General features: G+C 65.4%; 24 protein-coding genes and 1 pseudogene. 11 read left to right on the top strand and 14 right to left on the bottom strand.

The window, feature by feature from the left end; genetic code table 11:
* Nucleotides 1-91 precede the first annotated feature (91 nt).
* Nucleotides 92-2302 carry a malate synthase G gene (locus NL241_RS10960; protein ID WP_494397527.1) on the top strand — a complete coding sequence of 737 codons (2211 nt, stop codon included), beginning with the start codon at nt 92-94 and terminating at the stop codon, nt 2300-2302.
* 68 nt (nt 2303-2370) lie between these two features.
* On the opposite strand, the gene NL241_RS10955 is transcribed toward NL241_RS10960, so the two are convergent.
* Entirely contained in the window at nt 2371-3255 is an 885-nt protein-coding gene (locus NL241_RS10955) for a LysR substrate-binding domain-containing protein (RefSeq protein ID WP_487697205.1), read from the bottom strand.
* Nucleotides 3256-3328: 73 nt separating this feature from the next.
* Here NL241_RS10955 and NL241_RS10950 point away from each other — a divergent pair, with 73 nt between their 5' ends.
* The 3 genes from NL241_RS10950 to NL241_RS10940 are packed head-to-tail and all read left to right on the top strand — an operon-like array spanning nt 3329 to nt 5828.
* The gene (locus NL241_RS10950) at nt 3329-4540 is read left to right on the top strand and encodes an acetyl-CoA C-acetyltransferase (RefSeq protein ID WP_494397526.1); all 1212 of its coding nucleotides are present in this window, start codon (nt 3329-3331) and stop codon (nt 4538-4540) included.
* Nucleotides 4537-5196, top strand: a complete 660-nt coding sequence (locus NL241_RS10945; RefSeq protein ID WP_494397525.1) for a 3-oxoacid CoA-transferase subunit A — start codon at nt 4537-4539, stop codon at nt 5194-5196. Before NL241_RS10950 ends, NL241_RS10945 begins: the two co-directional genes overlap by 4 nt.
* Nucleotides 5193-5828 carry a 3-oxoacid CoA-transferase subunit B gene (locus tag NL241_RS10940; protein WP_494397524.1) on the top strand — a complete coding sequence of 212 codons (636 nt, stop codon included), beginning with the start codon at nt 5193-5195 and terminating at the stop codon, nt 5826-5828. The genes NL241_RS10945 and NL241_RS10940 overlap by 4 nt, the downstream gene beginning before the upstream one ends.
* 22 nt (nt 5829-5850) lie before the next feature.
* On the opposite strand, the gene NL241_RS10935 is transcribed toward NL241_RS10940, so the two are convergent.
* From NL241_RS10935 to NL241_RS10925, 3 genes and pseudogenes are all read right to left on the bottom strand, one after another.
* Complete coding sequence (locus tag NL241_RS10935; protein ID WP_494397523.1) at nt 5851-6216, bottom strand: heme-binding protein; 366 nt, start codon at nt 6214-6216, stop codon at nt 5851-5853.
* A gap of 83 nt (nt 6217-6299) precedes the next feature.
* Nucleotides 6300-6580, bottom strand: a pseudogene (locus tag NL241_RS10930) (HNH endonuclease signature motif containing protein); the annotation flags it as partial.
* A 313-nt stretch (nt 6581-6893) separates the two neighbouring features.
* Nucleotides 6894-7385 (bottom strand): MarR family winged helix-turn-helix transcriptional regulator, encoded by a 492-nt coding sequence (locus tag NL241_RS10925; RefSeq protein WP_487697196.1) that lies wholly within the window; start codon nt 7383-7385, stop codon nt 6894-6896.
* Between the two features lie 88 nt (nt 7386-7473).
* Here NL241_RS10925 and NL241_RS10920 point away from each other — a divergent pair, with 88 nt between their 5' ends.
* Complete coding sequence (locus NL241_RS10920) at nt 7474-8019, top strand: VOC family protein (protein ID WP_494397522.1); 546 nt, start codon at nt 7474-7476, stop codon at nt 8017-8019.
* A gap of 3 nt (nt 8020-8022) precedes the next feature.
* Entirely contained in the window at nt 8023-8424 is a 402-nt protein-coding gene (locus NL241_RS10915; RefSeq protein ID WP_487697193.1) for a DoxX family protein, read from the top strand.
* 51 nt (nt 8425-8475) lie between these two features.
* Here the strand turns inward: NL241_RS10915 and NL241_RS10910 are convergent, their stop codons facing one another.
* Both NL241_RS10910 and NL241_RS10905 read right to left on the bottom strand, forming a co-directional pair.
* Nucleotides 8476-10104 (bottom strand): flavin-containing monooxygenase, encoded by a 1629-nt coding sequence (locus NL241_RS10910; protein ID WP_494397521.1) that lies wholly within the window; start codon nt 10102-10104, stop codon nt 8476-8478.
* A gap of 17 nt (nt 10105-10121) precedes the next feature.
* On the bottom strand, nt 10122-11054 hold the full coding sequence (locus NL241_RS10905; protein ID WP_487697189.1) for an alpha/beta hydrolase: 933 nt from the start codon (nt 11052-11054) through the stop codon (nt 10122-10124).
* Nucleotides 11055-11247: 193 nt separating this feature from the next.
* Here NL241_RS10905 and NL241_RS10900 point away from each other — a divergent pair, with 193 nt between their 5' ends.
* Complete coding sequence (locus tag NL241_RS10900; protein ID WP_494397520.1) at nt 11248-11979, top strand: SDR family NAD(P)-dependent oxidoreductase; 732 nt, start codon at nt 11248-11250, stop codon at nt 11977-11979.
* Between the two features lie 18 nt (nt 11980-11997).
* Here NL241_RS10900 and NL241_RS10895 read toward each other — a convergent pair whose 3' ends face one another.
* Complete coding sequence (locus tag NL241_RS10895) at nt 11998-13701, bottom strand: sigma-54-dependent Fis family transcriptional regulator (RefSeq protein WP_494397519.1); 1704 nt, start codon at nt 13699-13701, stop codon at nt 11998-12000.
* Between the two features lie 215 nt (nt 13702-13916).
* On the opposite strand from NL241_RS10895, the gene NL241_RS10890 reads away from it, so the two are divergent.
* From NL241_RS10890 to yczE, 4 genes are read left to right on the top strand one after another with little or no spacing between them, the layout of a single operon-like run.
* Nucleotides 13917-15413, top strand: coding sequence for an NAD-dependent succinate-semialdehyde dehydrogenase (locus NL241_RS10890; RefSeq protein WP_494397518.1), 1497 nt, complete (start codon nt 13917-13919; stop codon nt 15411-15413).
* Nucleotides 15410-16669, top strand: a complete 1260-nt coding sequence (locus NL241_RS10885; RefSeq protein ID WP_487697181.1) for an iron-containing alcohol dehydrogenase — start codon at nt 15410-15412, stop codon at nt 16667-16669. The genes NL241_RS10890 and NL241_RS10885 overlap by 4 nt, the downstream gene beginning before the upstream one ends.
* 4 nt (nt 16670-16673) lie before the next feature.
* A complete protein-coding gene (locus NL241_RS10880; RefSeq protein ID WP_487697180.1) occupies nt 16674-17594 on the top strand; it encodes a 3-hydroxyacyl-CoA dehydrogenase in 921 nt (306 codons plus the stop codon).
* A 7-nt stretch (nt 17595-17601) separates the two neighbouring features.
* Nucleotides 17602-18207, top strand: coding sequence for a membrane protein YczE (gene yczE, locus NL241_RS10875; protein WP_494397517.1), 606 nt, complete (start codon nt 17602-17604; stop codon nt 18205-18207).
* Between the two features lie 67 nt (nt 18208-18274).
* On the opposite strand, the gene NL241_RS10870 is transcribed toward yczE, so the two are convergent.
* The 7 genes from NL241_RS10870 to NL241_RS10840 all read right to left on the bottom strand — a co-directional run bounded on the left by NL241_RS10870 (nt 18275) and on the right by NL241_RS10840 (nt 26109).
* Nucleotides 18275-19030 (bottom strand): SDR family NAD(P)-dependent oxidoreductase, encoded by a 756-nt coding sequence (locus tag NL241_RS10870; protein ID WP_494397516.1) that lies wholly within the window; start codon nt 19028-19030, stop codon nt 18275-18277.
* Entirely contained in the window at nt 19020-19754 is a 735-nt protein-coding gene (locus NL241_RS10865; protein WP_494397515.1) for an SDR family NAD(P)-dependent oxidoreductase, read from the bottom strand. The genes NL241_RS10870 and NL241_RS10865 overlap by 11 nt, the downstream gene beginning before the upstream one ends.
* Nucleotides 19751-21466, bottom strand: a complete 1716-nt coding sequence (locus NL241_RS10860; protein ID WP_494397514.1) for a purine-cytosine permease family protein — start codon at nt 21464-21466, stop codon at nt 19751-19753. Before NL241_RS10860 ends, NL241_RS10865 begins: the two co-directional genes overlap by 4 nt.
* A 105-nt stretch (nt 21467-21571) precedes the next feature.
* The gene (locus NL241_RS10855) at nt 21572-22318 is read right to left on the bottom strand and encodes an SDR family NAD(P)-dependent oxidoreductase (RefSeq protein WP_487697172.1); all 747 of its coding nucleotides are present in this window, start codon (nt 22316-22318) and stop codon (nt 21572-21574) included.
* A gap of 58 nt (nt 22319-22376) precedes the next feature.
* On the bottom strand, nt 22377-23792 hold the full coding sequence (locus tag NL241_RS10850) for an amidase (RefSeq protein WP_494397513.1): 1416 nt from the start codon (nt 23790-23792) through the stop codon (nt 22377-22379).
* Complete coding sequence (locus NL241_RS10845; protein WP_494397512.1) at nt 23789-24589, bottom strand: SDR family NAD(P)-dependent oxidoreductase; 801 nt, start codon at nt 24587-24589, stop codon at nt 23789-23791. Before NL241_RS10845 ends, NL241_RS10850 begins: the two co-directional genes overlap by 4 nt.
* Nucleotides 24590-24645: 56 nt before the next feature.
* The gene (locus NL241_RS10840; protein WP_494397511.1) at nt 24646-26109 is read right to left on the bottom strand and encodes a purine-cytosine permease family protein; all 1464 of its coding nucleotides are present in this window, start codon (nt 26107-26109) and stop codon (nt 24646-24648) included.
* Nucleotides 26110-26145 lie beyond the last annotated feature (36 nt).

Below are 26145 nucleotides of genomic sequence, written 5' to 3'. Positions count from 1 at the left end.
GTTGCCGTTGCTGAGAGCGCAGTCTCCCATGCCGATCTGCGACAGTCCATGGCGGTCGGTGCGGGAACAACAGGATAGAGGCGGTGGATCGATGACTGAGCGTGTGACCGTGGGTAACTTGCGGGTCGCCAAGGTGCTGCATGACTTCGTGAACAACGAGGCGTTGCCGGGCACTGATCTGGATCCGGACAGTTTCTGGGCCGGGGCCGACAAGGTGGTCACCGACCTGGCCCCGCGCAACGCGGAGTTGTTGGCCCGCCGCGATGAACTGCAGGCCCAGATCGACGAATGGCATCGCCACCATGTCCTGGAGCCCCACGACGCGGCGGCCTACCAGGCCTTCCTGCGTGAAATCGGTTATCTGCTACCGGTTCCCGACGATTTCACCATCACCACCTCGGGGGTGGACCCGGAGATCACCTCCACCGCCGGCCCGCAGCTGGTGGTGCCGGTGCTCAACGCCCGCTTCGCCCTGAACGCCTCCAACGCCCGCTGGGGCTCCCTGTATGACGCCCTCTACGGCACCGATGTGATTCCCGAAGACGACGGCGCCGAAAAGGGAACCTCCTACAACAAGGTGCGCGGCGACAAGGTCATCGCCTACGCCCGCAAGTTCCTCGACGACACCACCCCACTGGCATCGGGGTCGTGGACTGAGGCCGTCAAGTTGAGCATCGCTGACGGTGCGTTGGTGGTCGCGCTCAGTGAGGACACCGCCGTCGGGCTGGCCACCCCCGAGCAGTTCGCCGGGTATCTGGGCGAACCCGATGCGCCGACCTCGGTGTTGCTGGTCAATCATGGACTGCACATCGAAATCCTCATCGACGCCGACTCCCCCATCGGTGCCACCGACACCGCCGGCATCAAAGACGTGGTGCTGGAATCGGCGGTCACCACCATCATGGACTTCGAAGACTCGGTCGCCGCCGTCGACGCCGAGGACAAGGTGCTCGGCTACCGCAACTGGCTGGGCCTCAACCGCGGCGACCTGGCCGAAGACGTCACCAAAGCCGGCAAGACGTTCACCCGCGTGCTCAACGCCGACCGCACCTACACCCGACCCGACGGCGAAGAACTCACCCTGCCCGGGCGCAGCCTGCTGTTCGTCCGCAACGTCGGCCACCTGATAACCAACGACGCCATTGTGTTCGAGGATGGCGCTGAAGTGCCAGAGGGCATTCTGGATGCGCTGCTCACCAGCTTGATCGCGATCCACGGATTGCGGGACGGCAGTCACAATGATGGAGCCAACGGCCCCCTGCTCAACTCCCGCACCGGCTCGATCTACATCGTCAAACCCAAAATGCACGGCCCCGACGAGGTCGCCTTCACCTGCGAACTGTTCTCCCGCGTCGAAGACGTCCTCAACCTGCCCCAAGGCACCCTCAAGGTCGGCATCATGGACGAAGAACGCCGCACCAGCGCCAACCTCAAAGCCTGCATCAAAGCCGCCGCCGACCGCGTGGTGTTCATCAACACCGGCTTCCTCGACCGCACCGGCGACGAAATCCACACCTCCATCGAAGCCGGCCCCATGGTCCGCAAAGGCACCATGAAAACCCAACCCTGGATCAAAGCCTACGAAGACGCCAACGTCGACACCGGCCTGGCCGCCGGCCTGTCCGGCAAAGCCCAGATCGGCAAAGGCATGTGGGCCATGCCGGATCTGATGGCCGACATGCTCGAGCAGAAAATCGGCCAGCCCAAGAGCGGCGCCACCACCGCCTGGGTGCCCTCCCCCACCGCAGCCACCCTGCACGCCCTGCACTACCACCAGGTCGACGTCTTCGCCGTCCAGAAAGACCTCGAAGGCCAGACCCGCACCACCCTCGACGAACTGCTCACCCTCCCCCTGGCCGACTCCTCGCTGACCTGGGCCCCCGACGAGATCCACCAAGAAGTCGACAACAACTGCCAATCCATCCTCGGCTACGTCGTGCGCTGGATCGACCAGGGCGTGGGCTGCTCCAAAGTCCCCGACATCCACGACGTCGCCCTGATGGAAGACCGCGCCACCCTACGCATCTCCAGCCAACTGCTGGCCAACTGGCTACGCCACGGCGTCATCACCGCCGACGACATCCGCACCAGCCTGCAACGCATGGCCCCGGTGGTGGACCGCCAAAACGACGGCGACCCCACCTACCACCCCATGGCACCCGACTTCGACACCAACATCGCCTTCCAAGCCGCCCAAGAACTCATCCTCGAAGGCGGCGCACAACCCAACGGCTACACCGAACCGATCCTGCACCGCCGCCGCCGCGAGTACAAAGCAGCCGCGGCGCAAGCGATTCGGTAGGCAGCCAGCAGATTGGACTTACAGGTCCATTTTCGAGGCGAACGATGGCCTCGTGAGCTTGCCGGTGCTCAGCGCGTGATGTCGGCCAGGGCCTTGACGACTTTCCTGACCAAGTGGTCATGCGCCGAGGCCGGCCACGCGGCCACCAACTCGACACCGAGGCTGCGGGGCTGCAGCGGCCGGTAGACGACACCGGCGATGTCCAGAGCGGACGTCGGCGCCGGCACCAGGGCCACCCCGAGGCCGGCCGCAACGAGGGTGACCAGGGTCGAGGTCTCCTCCACCTCGTGGCGCACCCGGGGAGTGAAGCCGGCGTCAGCGCACAGCGTGGTCACAAACGATCCCATGACGGAGCGCCCGCCGCCGACATGCGCCACAAAATCTTCGTCACGAAGATCGGACACGGCCAGGGTCTTCCGCTTGGCCAGCCGGTGGCCTTCGGGCAACGCCACCAGCAGTGAATCACGGCGGATGATCTCGGTGGTCAGGCCGGCATCGACCACCGGCGGGCGCAGCAGCGCTAGGTCGATTTCCCCGGCCGCCAATGCCGCGAGTTGCGCCGGCGCCAGCATCTCACCGCGCACGCGCACGTCGACGTCGGGAAGCAGCTCGCTCAGCGCGCGGACAAGCTGCGGCAGCACCGAATACGTGGCCGAGCCGACACACCCGATGGTCAGTCGGCCGGTGGTTCCCGCGGCCACCCGGCGGGCCAGATCCGCGGCGTCCTCCACCGCATCCAAGATCGTGACCACCCGCTCCAGGTACGCCTGGCCGGCCGGCGTCAGCTCGACGTTGCGGGTGGAGCGGATCAGCAGCGCCACACCCAATTCGCCTTCGAGCTGGCGGATCTGCTGCGACAGCGGCGGCTGGGCGATGAGCAGCCGTTGCGCCGCGCGGCCGAAGTGCAGCTCTTCGGCCACAGCCCGGAAGTAGCGCAGGTGCCGTAACTCCATTGAGACTTCTTGCCTATCAAACAAGCCAATTTAAGTATTTCAGAATATCCTCGGGGCAGCCTACCGTCGAGGGATGGATGTCGTGATCTGCAATCCCGTCCGCACCCCGGTAGGCCGGATGGGCGGCGCCCTGGCCGCGCTGACCGCAACCGACCTGGCCACCGCGGCACTGCGCGCGCTGATCGACCGCACCGGCCTGGGAGAACACGAGGTCGACGACGTTGTTCTGGGCAACGGCTACGCCAATGGTGAGGCGCCGGCCATCGGGCGCATCGCCGCCTTGGACGCCGGGTTGGGCACCGGGGTTCCCGGTCTGCAGATCGATCGACGGTGCGGGTCCGGGTTGCAGGCGGTGCTGTATGCCGCCGGGCAGGTGGCCACGGGCGCGGCCAACGTGGTGATCGCCGGCGGCGCGGAGTCGATGTCCAATGTCGAGCATTACGCCCTCGGCCTGCGGACCGGTGTCCGCCAAGGTGGTATCGCACTGTTGGATCGCCTGGACCGCGCTCGCGAAACCGCCGGCGGCAGTTCGCATCCCATTCCCGGCGGCATGATCGAGACCGCCGAGAACCTGCGCCGCGAATACGGCATCACCCGCGAAGAGCAGGATGAGCTGGCCGTACGCTCACATCACCGCGCGATTGCCGCACACGAATCCGGTCGCTTCGCCGACGAGTTGGTGCCGCTGACCGTGCCGGGCAGACGCAGTGAGCCTGACATCCTGGTCGATCGCGACGAGCACCCTCGGGCGGATATCAGTGTCGAGAAGCTGGCGGCCCTGCGACCCATCCGGGCCAAGATCGATGCCGAATCGACGGTCACCGCCGCCAACGCATCCGGCCAGAACGACGGTGCCGCACTGTGTGTGGTCACCACCGCCACCGACGCGGCCCGGCTGGGTTTGACGCCGATGCTGGCGCTGCGTTCGTGGGCGGTGACCGGCTGCGGCCCCGAAGTCATGGGCATCGGTCCCGTGAATGCCAGCGCAGCGGCGCTGCAGCGTGCCGGACTCACCCTCGACGACATCGACCTCATCGAACTCAACGAGGCCTTCGCCGCGCAGGTGCTGGCAGTGCTGGCCGAGTGGAAGGTCGATCCCCTCGATGAGCGGTTGAATCCGAACGGGTCCGGGATTTCGTTGGGGCATCCGATCGGCGCCACCGGCGCCCGCATTCTGGCGACCGCGGCCTATGAGGCCCGGCGCCGTGATGCGCGCACCGTCCTGGAAACCATGTGCATCGGCGGTGGCCAGGGCTTGGCCGCGGTGTTCGAGGTGGTCCGATGATGGCCACCATCTGTGACACCACTGCCGAGGCAGTGGCCGACATCAAAGACGGCAGCACCGTCCTGATCGGCGGCTTCGGAATGGCGGGCATGCCCGTTGCGCTCATCGACGCGCTGATCGATCATGGCGCAACAGATCTCACCGTCGTGTCGAACAACGCCGGCAACGGCGACACCGGTTTAGCTGCACTGCTTGCCGCCAAACGCGTACGCAAGGTGATCTGCTCGTTCCCCCGGCAGTCCGACTCCTGGGTCTTCGACGGCCTCTACCGCGCCGGCGACATCCAACTCGAGGTCGTACCGCAAGGCACCCTCGCCGAGCGGATGCGCGCCGCCGGCGCCGGCATCGGTGCGTTCTACTGCCCCACCGCAGTGGGGACACCCCTGGCAGAAGGCAAGGAGGAACGCGTGATCGACGGACGCGCCTACATTCTGGAGTATCCCCTGGCTGGTGACGTCGCCCTGATCGGTGCCTACCGTTCCGACCGGATGGGCAACCTGGTGTACCGCAAGACCGCTCGCAACTTCGGGCCCGTGATGGCCACCGCCGTGGCCACCACCATCGTCCAGGTGAACGAAGTGGTCGACACCGGCACCCTCGATCCCGAAACCGTTGTCACTCCCAGCATCTACGTCGACAAGGTGGTGGCAGTATGAGCGCACTGACCAAAGAACAGATGGCCGCCCTCGTCGCGCGTGACATCCCGGCCGGCTCGTATGTCAACCTCGGGATCGGTCAGCCCACCACCGTGGCCGACCACCTTCCGGCCGGCGCCGGCATTGTGTTGCACACCGAAAACGGCATGCTGAACATGGGGCCGGCCGCCGTTGGCGATCAGATCGACCCCGACTTGACCAACGCCGGGAAGATCCCGGTCACCGAGCTTCCCGGAGCCGCGTACTTCCACCACGCCGACTCGTTCGCGATGATGCGCGGCGGCCATCTCGATGTCTGCGTGCTCGGTGCGTTCCAAGTGTCAGCCAAAGGAGATTTGGCCAACTGGCACACCGGCGCTGCCGACGCGATCCCCGCCGTCGGGGGCGCCATGGACCTGGCCATCGGCGCCAAGCAGGTGTTTGTGATGATGACGCTGTTCGCAAAAGATGGCTCGCCGAAGCTGGTTCCGTCGTGCACCTACCCGCTGACCGGCCTCGGCTGCGTCTCCCGCGTCTACACCGATCTGGCGGTTTTCGACATCGCGGCCGACGGCGTGACCATCCGCGACACCTTCAGCATCAGCCGGGCCGAACTCGCCGACCGTCTCGACGTGCCGTTCACCGACGCTTGACACCAGCGTGGAACTCCACCGGTCACAGGATGTCGACGTCCCCGTCGCCGTCGGTGTCGCCGCAGCGAAGTCTGATGTCTTGCAGAGGTTTACGAATGTTCTTCAGCTCAGCGCCAACCTGTGGATTCGCGGTGAAGTACTCGTCGACCTTCGGCTGAATGGTCTCCGGCGACAACCCGTGCAGGCTGGTGAAGAAATCGTTGACCGCCGGATGGGTGAACAGATACGCCGAGGTTGCCGCCGACACACCAGAGCCCACCCCGGCAAGATCGGCAGCGCTGCAGTTCTGCGGTGGCTCGGCGGTCGCCGCTGGGACGAACAACAAGGGCGTGCTGACCGCAGCGGCTCCGACGAAGCCGGCCACCACGCGACGGGCAGTGAGCAACATGGCTGTGAAGCTACACAGACTCCCTCGTTACTCACCTGGGAACGACCTGTGGGCATGCTGTCACCGGCAGTCAGTTGGTGGACGGGTGGTCGGGGTTCGAAGGGTGTGTACCTCCACCATTTGGCGCGTTCCCCCGTGGGGCCTGGGCACGGTGGAACATCGGGTGGCGGTGTGGTCGGTGGCCGGGCCAGGGATCTGGCGGTGAGGCGGCGGCCGGCGGCGTCGCTGACGACGAGTTGGTGGGCGGGCCGGTGATGGTGATGAGACCGCGGTGATGGGCCCGGTGGTGATACGGGCACACCAGGGCCAGGTTCCACAACTCGGTCGGGCCACCGTCTTCCCAATGCTGCAGGTGGTGGGCGTCGCACGCCTGCGGTGCACTCAGGGAACTCGGCAGAGCGCTGCGCCACCGTGGTGAGGGTCTTTGCGGTGCGCGGCGAGACACCGGTTCTGGCGGCCACCAACGACGCGATCTCCACGATCCGGCCGTCGAGGGCATTACGCTGCCCGGTCAACTCCGCCAACGTATCGAACAACACGTCAAGCCGCTGCGCGGGAAACATCCCGGCATCGGCCAAAGGTGTTGCGGAAGACGTGAACCCATCAAGACAGAAGGGTGTGACAAAACCGGGCCCAGAACACAACGGGCCCACACAACACAGCGGACAAGACCGAGGCTAGCGGTCATAGCGATGGTACGTACCGGTCATCGCGCCGTCCGGGTCGAGCCGGCCCAAGATGGCCTCGCTGATGGCGGCCAGTTGCGACACCTGTTCGGGCGTCAACGCGTCGATGACCATGTCCCTGACCGTCGCGGAATGCCCGGGTGCAGCTTCGCGCACTTTGCGCCAGCCCGCCGCCGTCAATCGCGCGTTGGTCACCCGGGCGTCGTCGGGAGAGGGAAACCGTTCGACCAGCCCGCGCTCCTCGAGCCGTTTCACGACGTGCGACAACCGGGGCGGTGTCGCACTGGTATGTGCGGCAAGCTCGCTCATACGCAAGGTCCGCTTCGGCGCCTCGGACAGCATCGCCAACACGAAGTACTCGAAGTGCAGGAGTTCTGCATCCCGGCGCAGCTGCGTGTCGAGAACACCGGGGAGCAACTCCAACACCGACGCCAATCGCACCCATGCCGCCAACTCAGCCTGCGTCAACTCAGCTGTCTTCACCACACCAGTGTGTCATGAAGTTGTAGCTACAACCATTTTCTGCTAGCTTTTAGTTGTAGCTACAACCAACCACGGAGTGCTGAGTCAGATGACCGTCTCACCTGTCCGCCTGAACCACGCAGTGTTGTTCGTCGCCGACGTCGACCGGGCGGTGGACTTCTACACGACGGTGTTCGGCATGGATCTTGTAGTGCGGGAACCTGGGCTCAACGGCGCGTTCCTGCGACTCCCCCGCTCGGGAAATCACCACGACCTCGGACTGTTCGGCATTCCCGGTGCGGTCCGGCCACCGCGACGGTCCGTCGGTCTCTACCACCTGGCGTGGCAACTCGACACCGTCGACGAGTTGGTCGAATTCCGCCGGGTGCTCATCGAAGCCGGTGCCTACACCGGCGAATCGAACCACGGAGCCACCAAGAGCGTCTACGGCGCCGATCCCGACGGCAATCAGTTCGAGATCATGTGGATGCTCCCACGCCAGGAGTGGGGTCAGCATGAGAACTCGGCCGTGGTCGAAAGGCTGGATCTGGCAGCCGAAGTCAAGAATTGGTCAGGCGCCCGCACGGCCGGTGAACTCGTACACCAACCCGCGGGCAGCGCCGCCCGCGCCATTCCCGATTCGAAGGAGAACTGACCTGTGACCACACTCGATACCCGACTGAGCACGTACACACCCACCGCACTGGGGGTGTTCCGCATCGTCTTCGGCCTGCTGTTCCTGTGCCACGCGACGGCGCACCTGTTCGGCTGGCCGGGTGGCCAGGCCGCGGCGTTCGGTCAGTGGCCGTACTTCTACGCGGGCGTGATCGAGTTGGTGACCGGCGTGCTGATCGTCATCGGATTGTTCACCCGCGTCGCAGCGTTCATCGCCTCCGGCACCATGGCGTTCGCCTTCTTCATCGCGCATGTGTCAAAAGGCATTGTCCCGATGGTCAATGGCGGCGAAGCCGCGGTGCTGTACTGCTTTGCGTTCCTGTTCCTCGTCTTCGCCGGAGCCGGAGCATTTGCGCTCGACGCCCGCCGCGGAGCGCAGGTCTAGAACCGCCCAAGGCGGCCCCGAAGTCTGCTCCGGGGCCGCCTTTTTCAGCGCCTAGAGAGTCGCCGGCACGCGCCTACCGGCCAGCAGCGACGCATAACCGGACTGCTCGAGTTCGCGGCAGTAATGCTGGTACACCTGCCCGCCACCCATGTACACCTGGAACTCCTCGCGTTTGCCGGGCACGTTCTCACCCAGGAACCAGGCCTTGGCCTTCTTGCCTTCGGTGTACATCACCGTCGCCTTGCCGGTGCGTTCGGTCTCTTCGGCCCACCACTCCTCGGACTCCGGTGTGGCCTCGAAGGCGTCGACGTCGTTGTCGATTGCCCACTTCAGGGCCCGCTGCAGCCACTGCGCACCCAACTGGATGGGCACCACCAGGTTCGAGTACGGAGTCTGCGGCCCCAGCGACATGAAGAAGTTGGGAAAACCGTGGACGCTGATACCCAGGTTGGACCGCAGCCCGTCGCGGGCCCACCTCTCACGCAACGTGATTCCTTCACGCCCGACGATGTCGATGTTCGTCAAGGTGCCGGTCATGGCGTCGAATCCGGTGGCGAAGATCAGCACGTCCAGCTCGTACTCGGTATCACCGACACGAACTCCGGCCGGCGTGATCGCCGTGATCGGGGTGGACGCGGTGTCGATCAACTGCACATGGTCGAGGTTGAACGCGTCGTAGTAGCCGTGCCCGGTCGGGACCCGTTTGCCGTTGAACGAGTAGGTCTTCGGACTCAGCAGGTCCGCAGTGGCCGGGTCTTTCACGATCTCGCGGATCTTCGATCGGATGAACTCCGAGGCCAGCTCGCTGGCCTCGTGGTTGACGGCCAGGTCATTGAAACACTCGTTGGCGAAGTGGAATCCGCCTTCGTTCCATTTGCTTTCGAAGATTGCGCGACGCTGTTCGGGTGACACCTCCAGCGCGCTGAACTGCGCCGGTTCCATCGCCACGCCGAACGGGTGGTTGGCCGCCTTCTCGTAGATGGCGTCGTAGTTGTCCCGCAGCCACTGCATCTGCTCGTCGGTCACGGGGTCGTTGGTGGTCTCCACCACGAAGTTCGGGGTGCGCTGGAAGACCACGAATTCGTCGACCAGCGGCGCGATTTCGGGCAAGATCTGAATACCGGAGGCGCCCAGGCCGATCAGGCCGACGCGCTTGCCTGCCAGGTCGACGCCCTCGCGCGGCCAGTGGGCGGTGTGGTACTTCGCGCCGGCGAAGCTGTCGATGCCGGGGATGTCCGGATAGATGGCCTGCGACAGCACCCCCATTCCGCTGATCAGGTACTTGGCCACCAGCGGTGCGCCACCGTCGATGTGAACCGTCCAGGTGTTGGTGTCCTCGTCGTAGTGGGCGGACTGCACCCGGGTGTTGAGCCGGATGTCGCGGCGCAGGTCCAATCGGTCGGCGACGAAGTTCAGGTAGGCCAGCACTTCCTGACCGGCGGGATAGCGCTGCGTCCAGGTCCACTCGTCGCGTACCTCCTTCGAGAACGAGAACGAGTAGTAGCTGTATTCACTGTCGGTGCGCACCCCGGGGTAACGGTTACCCAGCCAGGTGCCGCCCACGCCGTCCTGCGCGTCGACGACCAGGGTGTCCAGACCGATCTCGCGGAGGTGGTGCAGGATCGCCAAGCCGGAGAAGCCGGCTCCGATCACGATGGCGTCATGGGTTTCGATGGTCATCAGAACTCCTTGGAGGTTCAGGCGTTGGCGGGTTGGGCGGCGTGCAGGTGAGCACCGGCGGTACGGCGGTCCTGATACCAGGCCGCCATGGTGGCGATCGCACGATCGGCGGCGACCAGTTGACCTGCCTGCAAAGGAAATACATGCTGCTGGCCGGTCGCCACATCGAAGGTGACGTCCACGCCGTCAGCGGTTGCGCGCGTGTGGAGCCGTGTTGCGTCGGCGTACAGCGATTCGATGTCGGCGGCGGTGATGTAGAGGGGCGGGAAGCCGGTGAAGTCGGCGTAGAGCGGATTGACCAGCGGGTCGGTCGGATCTGCACCGCCGGACAGATAGCGGTCGATGTTGCCCTGCAACCCTTCCCTGGTGATCAGGAAATCGGTGGCGTCGTTGGACACCAGCGTCTCCCCGGTGTTCTCCATGTCCAGCCACGGCGAGATGGCCATGACCAGCCCCGGCTTGCGGTGTAACCGCAGCGTGGTGGCGATCGCGATGTTGGCGCCCGCACTGTCACCGACGAAACTGATGTCGGCCGGCGCGATACCCGCGGCGGTCAGACCGTCGAAGACGGCGGTGGCGTCGTCCAGTTGCGCGGGGTACGGATGTTCGGGCGCGCGGCGGAAGTCGGCGACGAAACCCACGGCGCCGCAGGCGGCGGCGACATGGCCGGCGAGTTTGCGATGGCTGGCCGATGACCCGAGCGCGAATCCGCCGCCATGCAGGAACACCAGCACCTGGGTGGGGTCCGCGGTCAGCGGGGTCACCAGAATCCCGGGCACGCCGCCGATCTCGGTGGATTTGTAGGTGACGTCCTCGGGTTCGGCGGTGGCGCGCTGCCAGTCCTCGAACACCCACCGCATCAACCGCAAGGACATCTGCGGGTTGGCGACGAACTCCTCTGTCCATTCGGCATAGATGGCGCCGAGCGGATCGGTGGGCTGACCGGTCATATGCGTCTCCTGAAATCGGTTGACAGCGGCTGTGATCCGCCGCACTGCAGCCAGTCTGTGACGCTGGGAGACACCCGCCGCGAGGTGTCGCAGATTGACACACCGCTGTCTCAGCGTGACGCAGGTCACTGCGGCGGCATCGGCGCGCGCCACGCTGTCCTCACCGCATCCCCTCGATGAGAGAAGCACCCCCATGAACCGTCTGAACGACAAAGTCGCGCTGGTCACCGGCTCGTGCCGCGGCATCGGACACGCCATCGCCGAGGCGTTCGCCCGCGAGGGCGCCACCACCATCGCCACCGGACGCTCGAAGACCGACGAATCCTTCGGGCCCCGGTCACCCGGAATCGACTACCGCCAGCTCGACGTCTCCCAGGAGGACGACTGGTCGACCGTCATCGCTGAGGTGCTGGACCGGTACGGCCGTATCGACGTGTTGGCCAACAACGCCGGCATCATCGCCTACCAGTCACTGCACGAACTCAGCGTGTCCGAGTGGGAGCGCGTCATCGCCACCAACCAGACCGGTACCTGGCTCGGTATGCGTGCCGTCATTCCCCACATGGTGAGCCGGCGCACCGGTTCGATCATCAACGTCTCCTCCATTTGGGGCAATGCCGCCGTCGCGGGCGCGCACGCCTATCACGCCACCAAGGGCGCGGTCCGCAACATGTCCAAGAGCGCGGCGATCAGTTATGCCAAGGACAACGTGCGGGTGAACTCGGTGCATCCGGGCTTCATCAAGACCCCACTGACCGACGCGCAGGAAGTCGAGATCAACGAGTTCGTCGTCGCGCAGACACCGATGGGGCGGGCCGGTCTGCCCGGGGAGATTGCCGACGGCGTGGTGTTCCTGGCTTCCGATGAGGCCAGCTTCATCACCGGGTCGGAGCTGGTGATCGACGGGGGTTACCTGGCGCAGTAGGCGCACCCGGCAGGCTCGTCACCCGGAGATGTTGTAGGTCTTGAGCTTTCGGTGGATCGTCGCGCGCGAGACACCGAGCAGCTCGGCCGCCTTCGAGCGGTTGCCACCGGCCTCCTGTAGCGCTCGCCGGATGGTCTCCATCTCGGTGCGCTCGATCATCGACCACGACCGCCGGGCCCGCAGCGAGTTGGGCAGGTGATCCAGTTGCACCAGCCCGCGGACACCCTCGGAGACCAGTTGTTCGACCAGCGTCCGTAATTCGGTGATGTTGCCCGGCCACCCCGCGGTCTCCAGAGCCCGACGTGCGTCGTCACCGAGTGCCAGGCGAAGGCCTGGGGAGCGTTGTGCCACCAGCGCATTCCACAGGCCGGAGATGTCACCGGAGCGTTCGCGCAGCGGTGGCACCCAGACCATCGCCACCCCCAGCTTGGTCGCCAACGCCTCGGCCTCGGCCTGGTCGGCGGCGGTGGCCGTCAGCAGCACCGAACCGCGGATCATGGTGCGCACTGCCGCGACAGTCTGCGAGTCGAGATGCTCCACCGCACGCACCACCACACGCGGGGCGGTCGAGACGGTCTCGGCAAGCTGACGCAGCCAGGCCTGGTCACCGACGATCTGACGTTGTGCGGTGTGCACCACCTCGACATCGGGCTGCGCCACACCCGGTCGGTACGGGCGGCCCAGTGCCAGGGATGTCTTCCCGCTGCCGGCCTCACCGGCGATCAGCAGCGCGCTGCGCGCGGCGATGTGCCTGCTGACGTGGTGCGCGGCAGCCAGCCACGACTTCGTCTGCCCCACCAGCGCGTCGGCCGTCGTCCTGCCGTGACCGACGGACACCCGCGGCGCCGGACTCAATGTGGCCACCACCCCGGCCGCACCGTCGAGCACGGTCACATCCACAGCTGTTGTACCGATGGACAATTCGGCGGTCAGCCGGGCGTCGTGACGCATACCGGCGCACAGGTGCCCGATCAGATCGACGTCGGACTGGGTGAGTTCGCCGGCCCGCCGGCTACGCATCGTCAACCCGTCGGGCCCGAACGCCACCACCGGCCCGGTGTGTCTGCCCGAGGCGTCGAGGAACGCCGCCAACATGGCCCGTGCGCCTGGTTGCGCAACGTCGAGGACGTGTTGTTGCAGTTGCGAGGCAAGCGAATTCGTCAGCGGAAGCAGCAAGCCGCTGCGCTCGTCGATCTTCGTCGACATCGTCACCGCGGCCAGCAGCTTGCCCGTGATCGGATGCCAGACGGGCGCGCCGGTGCACAGTGCGTTCTGGTAGACGTCGGCGAAATGCTCGGCACCTTCGATGAGCACGCTCTTCCCCGAGGCCAGGGCGGTGCCCACCCCGTTGGTGCCGACGGCATCCTCGGCCAGCACCGCGCCACGGACGGTGCCCAGGCGATCGAGTTGATTCATGGCGGCGGAGTCCTGCGACCACCGCTGCACGATGCGGCCCTGGGCATCGGCGAGCAGCAGGCCCATCCCCGACCCGGCCAGATCCTCCGCGGCGCGGGCCATCGGCGCCTGGAACATCTCCAGTAAATGGTTGTCGAGCAGGTCCTCGTCGACCCGCGGCACGTCACGCACGTTGGCCGGCGCCCCGAGAGCGCTCTTGGACCGCAGCCAGGACTCCAAGAGCTCGGTGGGCACCGCCTGACCTGCATCGGAAGCAGTGAGGAACTGCGCGCGGATCTCCTCTATCCGCGATCCAGTGGGTCTCACCGACACCTATGACTCCTTGCGTCACGCCTTCGACAGCAACCCGAATGCGATCTGGGTCACACAGTACATCCTGGGCCGTCTCCCCCGGGCGATCGCCAACTGTCTCAAAAAGACGCAGTCGTCGGTGGGGTCACATCGGCGTCTTAGCGTGATGTGAGACCGCGGTGGAGTAGCCCGCGGCAGCCACTTCCTCAATCCCTGAAAGACGGAGAACCATGACGACGACTCTGGTCAGCCCTTCCGACACCGCCGCCGTCCACGGTCGCCGGGTCCCCACGGGCTTGTTCATCGACGGACTCTGGCGGCGGGGGGAGACGACGTTCGCCGTGCTCGATCCCGCCACCGGCGCCGAGATCGCGGCGGTTTCCGACGGCACCGCCGACGACGCGCTGGCCGCCCTGGATGCGGCGGCGGCGGCCCAGTCGGCGTGGCGTCACGTGGCCCCACGGGACCGTGCTGAGCTGTTCACTGCCGCCCACCGGCTGCTGCTGTCGCGGGCCGAGGCGTTCGCCGACGTGATGACGGCCGAGAGCGGGAAGCCGCTGGCCGAGTCACGCGCAGAGTTCGCCCTGTCCGCGGAGTTCTTCCTCTGGTACACCGAACAGATCGCGCACCTGCACGGCACGTTCGCACCGGCGTCGCACGGCGGTTACCGCGTGATCACCACCCATCAGCCGGTGGGCCCCGCCCTGTTGATCACGCCGTGGAACTTCCCGATGCTGATGATCGCCCGCAAGGCCGGTGCAGCGCTGGCCGCGGGCTGCCCGGTCATCGTCAAGAGCGCCAAGGAAACTCCGCTGACATGCGCTCTGTTCGTCGAAACTCTGCGCGAGGCAGGGTTTCCCGACGGGGTGGTGAACCTCGTGCACACTTCGTCGTCAGCTGCGGTGTCAGCGGCACTGATGGCCGATGACCGCCTGCGCAAAGTCAGCTTCACCGGATCGACCGGCGTCGGTGCCACCCTGCTGGAGCAGGCGGCTCCTGGCATCATCAACACCTCCATGGAACTCGGCGGTGACGGGCCGTTCATCGTGCTCGACGACGCCGACGTGGAACTCGCGGCACAGCAGGCCGTCGTCTGCAAGTTCCGCAATGCCGGGCAGGCGTGCGTGGCCGCCAACCGGATCATCGTGCACAGCTCCGTCGCGCAACGGTTCACCGACCGCTTCGTCGAACTCACCGAAGCGCTGAACGTCGGCAACGGCTTCGACGACGGCACCGATGTCGGACCGATCATCTCAGCGCGGCAACGTGATTCGGTGGTCGATTTGGTGCAGACCCTACGCGGGACCGGCGCCGAGCTGCTCACCGGCGGTGCGCCACTTCCCGGCGACGGCTACTTCTTCTCCCCCACCGTGTTCCGGGTGCCGGGCCGGCCCGCAGAGCTGTGCAGTCGCGAACTGTTCGCTCCTGTCGCCACCGTCTACGAAGTGGGGTCCACCGCCGAGGCCATCGCCTTCGCCAACGACACCAGCTACGGGCTGGCAGCGTACGTATTCACCAAGGACCTGTCGCGCGCGCTGGCCGTCGGGGAGCGACTGGACTTCGGCATGGTCGGCATCAACCGCGGCATCATGGCCGACCCGGCCGCCGCGTTCGGTGGCGTCAAGGCCTCCGGTCTGGGCCGCGAGGGTGGCCACGATGCCATCTATGACTACCTCGAACCCAAGTACCTCGCCGTGACCGTCAATGAGGAAGAAGGCCTGTCATGACCACCTTCGCCGCGCCGCCCGCGCTGCACACCGCCAACGAGCTCGGCCTCGGGTTGCTTCGTCAGCCGACGATGGTGCTCTTCGGAGCAGGCCAGCGTCGCCAGATCCCGCGCGTCGTGGCGGGAATCGCGACGCGGGTGCTGATGGTGACCGACGCCCGTATGGCCGCCAGCGCCGAATTCGGGTTGCTCGTCCAGGCTTTGGTGGACCACGGGTTGTCGGTGTCGGTTTATGACGGCACCGAACCCGACCTGCCGCGCCGCAATGTCGTCGATATCGTCGAGCGATTCGGCGCCTCGACACCTGAGGCGATCGTCGGGATCGGCGGCGGATCGTGCATGGACCTGGCCAAGGTGGCCTCGGTGGTGCTCACCCACGGCGGCGATGTGCGCGACTACTACGGTCAGTTCCTGGTCCCGGGACCCGGGATCCCGGTGATCACCGTGCCCACCACCGGCGGCACCGGCGCCGAAGTCACCTGCATCTCAGTGGTTTTCGACGAAGACCAGGGCATGAAGGTGGGCGTGGCGAGCCCGCATCTGGAAGCTCACGCCGCCGTCATCGACCCCGAACTGACGCTCACCTGCCCTCCCGGCTTGACCGCGGCCTCCGGCGCGGACGCCCTGTCGCATCTGATCGAGTCGTTCACCGGCCGAGCCAAAAATCCTGACGCCGACCAGCTGGCCACCACCTTGTACGCCGGTAAGAACGTACTGGCCGACGTGTACGCACGCACCGGGCTGGCACTGCTGAACCGGTCACTGCCGGCGGTCGCCGCCGACCCCGGCGACCTTTCGGCCCGGTCGGACACGCTGTTCGGCGCGTACTGCGCCGGGATGGCGATCAATACCGCCGGCACCGCGGGAGCGCATGCCATCCAGTCTCCGATCGGCGCGCTCACCCACACCCCACACGGTTTCGGCATCAGTGCCCTGCTGCCCTACGTCATGCGGTACAACCTGCCCGCCCGGGTGCCGGAATTCGCGGAGATCGGCCGTATCCTCGGGGTGGCCGAGCCGACGGATCCCGAAGAGAGGCAGGCACGGTCGGCGATCGACCGGATCGAGGAGATCCTGTCTGCTCTCGGCGCTCCGCTGGATCTGCGGACCTTGGGTCTGGATCCCGGCGACTTCACCTACGTCGCGCAACAGAGCATGCTGGCCACCCGGCTGACGGCCAACAATCCGCGCACGCTGACGCCGGAGTCGGTGATGTCGATTCTCGAGCACGGTTACGCCGGCGACCGGGGCTGGTGACGACGTGGCTATCGCGGTGCTGGGCGCCGGTTCCATCGGGGTGGCGTTCGCAGTCTTGTTCGCCCGGCAAGGCGTGGAGGTGTCGGTCTACGATCCCGTCGATGCCGCGCTGCCGCGGGCTGCCACGGAGCTGGCAAGTCGGCTGGAACAGTTGGGTGTTGTTTCGCCGCCCTCCGTGCGCTTCACCTCGGACCTCGCGTCTGCGCTCGACCGTGCCCAGTTCGTGCAGGAGTGCGCTCCCGAGCGTCTCGACGTCAAACAGGACTTGTTTCGCCGCGCCGCCGCACTGACGTCGGCTGACGTTCCCCTGGTGAGCTCGAGTTCGGCGATCGTGCCGAGCGCGTTGGCTGCGGGTCTCAGCGCGGACGTCGCCGCGCGGGTTCTTGTCGGGCATCCGGGCAATCCGCCGTATCTGCTGCCGGTGATCGAAGTGGTGCCCTCGCCCGTTTCTTCCGAAATCGTTGTGCAGCAGACGGTCTCGCTGTACCGAGCGGCCGGGATGCGACCGGTGCTGGTGCGCCGCGAGGTGGAGGGCTTCCTGTTCAATCGGCTGCAGGGCGCCTTGTTGCGCGAGGCCTACTGCCTGGTGCGCGACGGGGTGGCGACCGTCGACGACATCGATGAGGTGGTGCGCAGCGGGCTGGGCCGGCGCTGGAGTGTCATCGGCCCGTTCGAGACCGCTGACCTCAACACCCGTGGCGGCATCGAGTCACACGCCGCCAAGATGGGTCCTGCTTATGCCCGCATGGGGTCCGAACGCGGACAACATGATCCGTGGACCCCGCAACTCGTGGCCGAGGTGACCGCACAACGACGCGCAATCCTGGACCTCGACGATTGGGACGAGCGGGTGCGGTGGCGGGACCGGAAGCTGATGGAGTTGGCCGCGGTATTGGAGGAAGGTAGCACTGTCGGCGTAGTGTGACTGCCTTGTGAACAGGTGGCTACCCAGGCCGCTGCAGGCGGTCTCGCTGGTCGCCGGTCAGTGGATTTTCGGCACCGGCGAAGCCATGCTCGTCGCGGCTCACCTGGGTAACTCACCTTGGACGGTATTCGCGCAGGGGCTCGCGAGCCTGACTCCCCTGTCGGTCGGGGTGATGACCAACATCATCGGTGCGGCCGTGCTGCTCCTGTGGATACCGCTGCGCCAGCGACCCGGACTCGGGACCGTGGCCAATGTGATCCTGGTCGGCACCGCCCTGGATGTCTCCCTGAGGTGGTTGCCTCAGCCGGATGGCTTGGTGGCCCGGTTGGCGTTGTGCATCGGCGGCATCGCGGTGGTTGCTCTGGGAAGTGGCTTGTACCTGCGATGCGGGCTGGGGCCCGGCCCGCGCGACGGGCTCATGACGGGGCTGGCCCGCGTGACCGGGTGGCCGCTGGGAGTGGCGCGAACTGCAGTCGAGGCCACCGTGCTGGTCTGCGGATGGCTTCTCGGTGGCGTCGCCGGCCTCGGCACGCTGCTGTTCGCGGTTTTCATCGGTCCCGGCGTGCACGCCGCTGTTCGTTTGCTCAGCCGCATCCCGGACGACGAGCTGTAGGTGTGGAGCACACGTGACTGGCGCGTCCGGGACTTCGCTGCGCGTCATCGGCCCCGGGACAGTGCAGTCAGATCACCGCTCCACCGTTGGGACTGATTATCTGTCCGACCATATAAGTGCCTGCGTTGCCCGCCAGAGCTTCGGCGACTGCGGCGATCTCATCAGGTGTGCCGTAGCGTCCGATCGGCAGACGTTGCGCTTCCGCGCCGGACGCGTATTCATCGACTGCCATCAACATCGCGGTGGCAACCGGTCCGGGGGCAATCGAGTTCACGAGAATTCCAGCGTGGGCGTACTCGCGCGCGAGTGCCTTCGTCAAGCCGACGATTGCCCCCTTCGACGCGCAGTAGGCCGCGGATTCGGCGGCGCCGGTGATACCCAACTCACTGGCAATCGTGATGATTCTTCCCGCTCCCCTACCGAGCATCCCGGGCAACGCGGCCTTGATCACTGCGAAACACCCATTGAGGTTCGTGTCCAGGATGTTGTCCCACACCGACCATTCGACAGTTGCCGACGGCCCGTGTTGGTGAATACCGGCACAGGGCACGACGAGGTCTATTCCACCAAAGTGTTTCTCGACTTCTTCGACGAAGGAGGTGACCGAGTCACGTTGTCTCACATCCAACCTGCGCACCAAGACCCGTGGGGTCGGGTTCGAGGTGGTGTAGATGCCACCAAAACTGAACTCATCGGAAATATCGGCCACGGCGATCCGCCAGCCCGACTCGGCGAGGCGATGAGCTATCGCCGCGCCGATACCGGTCGCTCCGCCGGTGATCAACGCTGTCTTGTCCGAACCGAATGTGCTGTCAGCGTCCACGCCAGAAACCTCCACTCACGTTCAGGACCGTGCCCGACAACCAGTTCCCTCCGGGGCCGAGCAGATAATCCACTGCATGTGCAATGGGTTCCGGACCGCCGAACCCCAATGCCTGCGCGTCCCCATAGTGCTGCGCCTGCCCTTCCGTCATCGGCTCGCCTGTTGATCCCGTGGCTCCCGGCGCTATCGCGTTGACCAAGATGCCGTTGCCTTCCAGTTCGGTCGCCAAACTCATTGTCATGCCGATTATCCCGGCTTTGGCTGCGGCGTAGGCCACCGAGACGCCAGGTGTTGGCACCACGCCGCAAATCGACGAGATGTTGACGACGCGGCCGGAGCCAGCGGCAATCATGGCCGGAAGGCAGGCTCTGGTCATGTTCCACGTGCCCGTGAGATTCACGTCGATAATCCGACGCCAATGCTGGTCGTCGATAGAAGTGGGAGCGACGAACTGGGCGTCGATACCCGCCACGTTCACCAGGAAGTCGATACCACCCAAGTCGCGGATCGCTGCAGACACAGCTGCATCCACCGACTCCGTCGACGCGATGTCGACGGCGTAAGCCTTCTTGCCCAGAGCCTTCGCAACCTGACCCACCTTGTCGAACTGGATATCGGCCAATGCGACATCAGTGCCGCTGTTGGTCACGAGGTGTCTGGTCACGGCTTCGCCGATACCCTGGGCCGCGCCGGTCACCAAGCCTTTGAGAACCGGTCGTTTCATGGGCGATCACCGACACTCGTTGCTGCCCCGGGCCGAGAGGTCAGCGGCGCTCGAACACCGCCGCTGATCGGCGGCGCGACAACATCTTTTGTCGGGACCCATCGTGGCCCCTTCGGCCCGTGAACGTACCGGGGTTCAGGGGACACCACCAGCAGCGCGTAGTACACGATGCCGGTGACGATGAAGGTGAAGAAGAAGCTGACATCAACACCGGCAAATAGGGCGTTGAGTGGGCCGACGATCATCGGCGTGTTCGCAGTCAACAGCCCGAGCACACATCCGATGAACCAGGCCGTCAGGGCGCGGACATTGAAACCGGCCACTGACCAATAAATGCCACCCCGCTGCCGCCTGGCGAACACCTGCAGATCATCACTCTGGTAGTAGGCGCGCCGTGTGATGAACCCGACGAGCATGATGGCAATCCATGGGGCGGACAAGATCAGAATCAAACTCAAGAAGCTGTTGACCGTGTCGACGAGATCGAAGACGAACCGCCCCAGGAAGACGACCACAATGGAAATGGCCCCGATGATGAAGGTTCCCTGCACCCGACTCACCGTGTGCACCAGCGACGAGAAGTCCAGGCCGGTACCGTACAGGGAGGCCACCCCGCCGGAGACTCCGCCCACGAGCCCAATCATGACGATCGCCGGAACGAACCACGATGGTGCCACCGAGATCAGACCATTCATGTAGTCCGCTGCATCGGGGACAAGGGTGGCCGTCGCCGCGCCGAAGAAGAATGGCACAAGCGAGATGACGTGGGCGAGAAAAGTCAGCAGCGCGAGTCTGGCGCCGCTGGTCTCGGACGGTAGGTAACGAGACCAGTCCCCGAGAAATGGTCCGAAGGACAACGGATTTGCCATGGCCACCAACATCGCGGCCACCCACGTCGAAGTCGCTGACCCGAATGCGTAGCCAGCCGGGTGACCTGAGTACGTGAAATCTATTTGGCCCCAGAACGCGGCGACGCCTACAGCCAGCACAACGAAGAGCGCGGGTGCGATGAAGGCGTTGACCCGCAGCACGCTCCGGTACCCCGCAATACAGATCAGGTAGATCAAAGCGGCGGTGGCGGCGTAACAGATCGCGGTCAATGCGTCTCCGGCGGCCTGCGGCGCGATGCGTGAAATCGCCGCCGCCACGGAGTCCCCGCCGACCCACACGGAAACGGTGAAGAAGGTCATGGCGATCAGCAGTGACAGCGACGTTCCGACAATCCGCCCGCGGACGCCGAAGTGCGCGCCGGATGTCACGGCGTTGTTGGTGTGTGTCTTGGAACCGAATATCGAAAGAGGAGCGAGGAAGACCGCGCCGACGAGAGTGCCGACCGTGATCGCCGTTACCGCCTGCCACAGGCTCAGTCCCATTGCTATCGGCAATGTTCCGAGAATCACCGTGGTGGTGGCCAGCGCCGCACCGACAGCGATTCTGAAGAAATCCGAGGGTCTCGATGTCTGTTGATCGGGTGGGATCGGTTCGATCCCGATGACTTCGACCAGTCGCCGGCTGTGGCCATCCGCACCGGAATGCTGACCGGCGGCGGCGTTGTGTGCCCCGCGGGGGTCCTCCGGGGGAAGTAGATGCGTCATCGAACCTCCTCGGTGCACGAGACCCCAAGGAGCCTGTGCGCTCTGCGCCCTAACGGGTGCCCATCGCACACCATTGAAGTCGCACGCGTTTCCACTGTCAATACCGCGATCGTTCAATCATTCACAGCGACAACGCAGTTGCCCGCCGTCCGACGACGCGGGCGGCGGGCAACAGGTGAACTGCCAGAGACCGAGCGGAGCGATCACATCGGACGGTCCGACTCACCGTCCGCGCAGTCGTCCCCCGCTGACGTTGAGGATGGCACCGCTGACCCAGTCTCCGGACGAATCGAGGAGATAATGGGTGGCATCAACCAGCGGCTGAGGACCCCCGAACCCCAGCGGGTGGTTCTTCAGATAGGCCGGCACGTCGCTGGGATCCATCGGTGTACCGGTGTTACCGGTCGGTCCTGGCATCAGGCAGTTCACCAGGATGTTGTGCTGTTCCATCTGAGTGGCCAGCGCCACGGTGAGACCGATCAATCCTGACTTGGCGGCGCAGTAGGCCGGTGAGATGTTCTGGCCACCGATGTACACCGACGACGAACTGACATAGACAATGCGGCCGAACTCGCGTTCCACCATGCCGGGCAGGACAGCCTGTGTGCACCACCACTGGCCCGTGAGATCGATGTCGATCAGTGTGTTCCAATGTGCCCCGTCTATTTTCAGTGCATGTCCGGGCTGGGCATCGAGACCGCCGTTGTTCACCAAGGCGTCGATACTGCCGAAGTCGCGTGTCACGGCGTCGACGAGTTCGCTGACGCTGGCCTGATCCGCGACATCGACCCGGTAGGCGCGCACCTTGCCACCGTCGTCGGCCAGGGATTCGCCGACTTCACTCACCTTATCGAAGTCGATGTCCGCCAGAGCAACGGTGGCGCCGCGCATCGCCAGCGATTCAGCAATCGCCTTTCCGATGCCCTGGGCGGCACCGGTGACGAGCGCGACACGTTGGAAAGTGGTCATGAAATATCTCCTGAGGATCGGGACCCTGTGGCCTGAAAGTTGTTGATTGACAAACGCTTCACGCGGTGAATTCGACCAGTGGCTCGTATCCTGGTGCCATCAGCGGCCACGGGTGAGCACGCTCCCAGGCGTCGACTACATCAACAAGCCAGAGGTCACGGCCACGGGGACCGATGATCTGCATACCGAAGGGCATACCGTTGACGAAGCCGGCTGGAACGCTGAGCCCGGGGTGCCCGGTCAGGTTCAGCGCCGCCGTATTGAACAGATCCATCGGCACCGATTCACCTGGCGCGATGTCGATCCTGCCGTCGGCGGGCAACCCCACCGTGTTCAGCGTCGGTGACAGCAGGATGTTGTTCGACAGCAGGAGATCGTCGAGCGCACGCACGTATTCGCACCGCTCCCGGCGGGCCGAAAGATACTGCTCGAGCGTTGTCGCCATCCCCTTGTCCACCCACGGAGCGATACGCGGATCCAGTAGGCCGTAGTGTTCCCTGGCAACATCCCAGCCCAGCGCAAAGGAATCCTCGGCGGCATAGATCGTGGCCCACGTCTCGTCGACGCCGCCGTCGAGGACGCCTCCATCGAGGACCTCGACCTCACGACCCAGTGTCGTTCCGAAATGCTCTGCCGCGGTGAGGAATGTCTCTTCGACCTCAGCGTCTACGCCTTGGTCCCCGGCGATCCGTCGCACCGCGAAGACTCTGCCCACCGGACGGTCCAGACCTTCAGTGTCTGGTCCACCGACACACGACGGGTCGCCGTGAGCAGGCTGCAAGGTCAGCCGGGCCAGCAGCCTCAGGTCGGCCACCGTGTGCGCCAGCGGGGCCGTCGAGGACAGATCGATCGGCAGCCGTGCGGCGGCGCTTCCTGCCACGCCACTGGTCGGCTTCAATCCCAGCAATCCGCACAGCGCGGCTGGGATCCTGGTGGAGCCGCCCCCGTCGGTTCCGGTGGCGATCGCTGCCAAGCCAGCGGACAACGCCGCGGCGGAGCCGCCACTGGACCCGCCGGGCGATCTCCCATGTCTCCACGGATTGTGGGTAGCGCCGAAAACGAGGTTGTCGGTAAAGGATTCCATCGCGAACTCGGGCAGATTGGTCTTCCCGACAATCACTGCACCGGCGGCTCGCAGCTGCGCGGTCACGGTGTCGTCGCGGTCCACCACCTCGCTCTCGGCGTGCAAGAGTGAGCCGTGGGTGGTCCGCAGACCGCGCACGTCGGTGTTGTCCTTGATCAACACCGGCACCCCGGCCAGGGCGGGTAGCTCAGCGCCGGACTTCCGAAGTGCATCGATTTCACCGGCGCGCTTCATTGCGCGCTCGGCGTCGACGGCGACCACGGCGTTCAGCTCGGCCGCCGCTGCGATCCGATCCAAAGATCGTTGCGCGAGTTGGGTGGCGGTGACCTCACCACGGTCCTGTGCGGAGGTCAGTGCGCCGAGCAACCCGTGGGTCCGGGTGACACTCACACCGAGTACCACGATGTCGCACCGCCGTCTACGCGCAGCACCGACCCGGTCATGAACGACGATTGGCCAGAGGCGAGAAAGGCTGCGACCGAGGCAATTTCACTCGGTTCGCCGTTGCGACCCAGTAGGATCAAACGGTCCTGCGCCTCGGCCAGTCCCGGGTCCTCCTGGAACAACGCCAAGCCCCGCTCGGTGGCGATGGGACCCGGAACGATGCAATTGGCTCTGATGTTCTGACCGGCGTGATCCACGGCGAGCGCACGCGTCAGGTTGATGATCCCAGCCTTGGTGGCGCAGTAACCCACCGAACGTCTGGCCCCGAGCAGTCCGTACTCCGACGCCGTCGTGATGATCACTCCGCCGCCCACCCGGCGCAAAGCCGGGATACCGTACTTGGCGAGGTAGAACACGCCGCTCAGATTCACTGCCAGGCTGGCAGCCCAGTCGTCGAGTCCTGTTTCTGTTGCGTCGCCCCAGTGGTGGATTCCGGCGTTGGCATACAGAACGTCGATTCGCCCGAAATCGCTTTCCACATCGGCGATCAACCTCTCCACTTGGCTGGGGTCCCCCACATCGACCTTGTAGGCTCGCGCCATCGGCAGTCCTGTAGCCGCGATCTCCTCGACCACGGGGGTGGCATCGGTCAGGTCGGCGATGGCGACGCGGGCACCCGCCGCGGCGAACTTCAGCGCTCCGGCGCGCCCGATCCCGGTGGCCCCTCCGGTGATGATGGCGACCTTGCCATCGAGGTCCGGAAGGTTTCCGACAACCGTGGCGGCCGGGGATGCGTTACTCACGTTGATTCCTTGCAGTGTGTTGTAGTGATGTGGGGTGTCGCAGTCGCATGGACTGCCTAGCGTGAACCCTCGGGTGGGCTCACCACGACGCCGGACTCGGCGGCGTCGACCGATGGCACTCGACCTTGTATCCGGTCGAGCGGTTGCAGCAGCACGTACGCAAGTGCAGAGACAACGAGGCCCAGGGCCCACGAGATATCGGCTCCGTGAACGAATTTGGCGAGCGGCCCTTCATAGAACCCGTGCACCACGAGGAACGGCGCCATGGAAGCGATTCCGATGGCGTAGGCCGTGAGTCCCCGTGCAGACCACATCCCATAGGAGATGCTCGGCCTCAGTAGGTCGGAGATGATGAATCGCCCCCGCTTGAGCAGGAAGTAGTCGACGAGGTTGATGGCGGTCCAGGGAACCAGCACGGCGAGGTTCAGCGTCAGCGCGTTCCCGAGTGCGGTCAATACATCCCCGGTGATCGAAGTGCCGACGGCGCCGACGAACAAGCACACCAGGATGATCGTGACGATGCGCGATCGCCCGGTGAAGATAGGCCGGCCGAAGGAACTGCGGACCGTCACCGCTGACAGCATCGCGCTGTAGGCACTGGTGGCGTTGGCTGCGATGAGCGCCATGACCGAAGTCAGTGCGGCGAGGTCGCCGAGGTGGGGGACGACGCCGTTTCCGACGTTGCGTAACCCACTCAGCGCGTCGCCCACCCCCAGATACGAAGCGAGCCAGGACCCCACGCCCATCATCCACAGCCCCGACATGGCCGCTCCACCACCGACGGCCAGGACCATCTTCTTGGAGCTGGTGCTGGACCTCATGTACCGCGTGTAGTCGGATACGTAGGGAGCCAATGTGATGTTGTAACCCGCTGCGGCGGTGGCCTGGAAGATGAAGCCGACCAGTGTGAATCCCAGTGCCGACGACGCGCCGGCGTCGCTGTGCTGGAAGGGAAGTGCGACGGTGAGGATGATGATGAACGGAAGCGAGAGGTACAACACCGTTGTGTAGATGCGGTGCAGCCAGTCGTAGCCCGACAGCGCCATCACCATGGCGACGCCGGTGATGAGCCAACCGCCGGCGAACGCGGGGATGCCGAACACTTTTTCCATGCCGTCACTGGCGATGACAACCACCATGATGCTCGATGCGACGAAGACGAACACCGCAGACAGAATGGGAACGACGACGCCACGATGGCCGAATTGCGCTCGGGATTGGATCATCTGAGGTAAGCCGAGGTGCGGCCCCTGCGAACCGTGCAAGGCCATGAACGTCGTGCCGATCACCAGTCCACTGAGCGTCGCCAGGACAGACCAGCCGAAGCCCAACCCCATCGAGGGACCGATGAAGCCGATGGACATCGCGTAGAACTGGAAGTTGCTGAGAAACCAGAAGCGGAACTGCTGCGCGATGGTGCCGTGGCGTTCTTCGGCCGGCACGTACGACACGACGCGCTCGGGATCGTTGTCGATGGGCGCCTGCTCGTCAACGATGGTTCTGTCAGCCCCGGATGTCACGCGGTGCACTCGTTGCCTCGGGGGCGCGGCCGCTGG

It is taken from the genome of Mycolicibacterium sp. SMGY-1XX (genome assembly GCF_059132455.1).
Note: the sequence above shows the minus strand (reverse complement) of the source record. Positions and strands in the feature narration are given on the sequence as shown.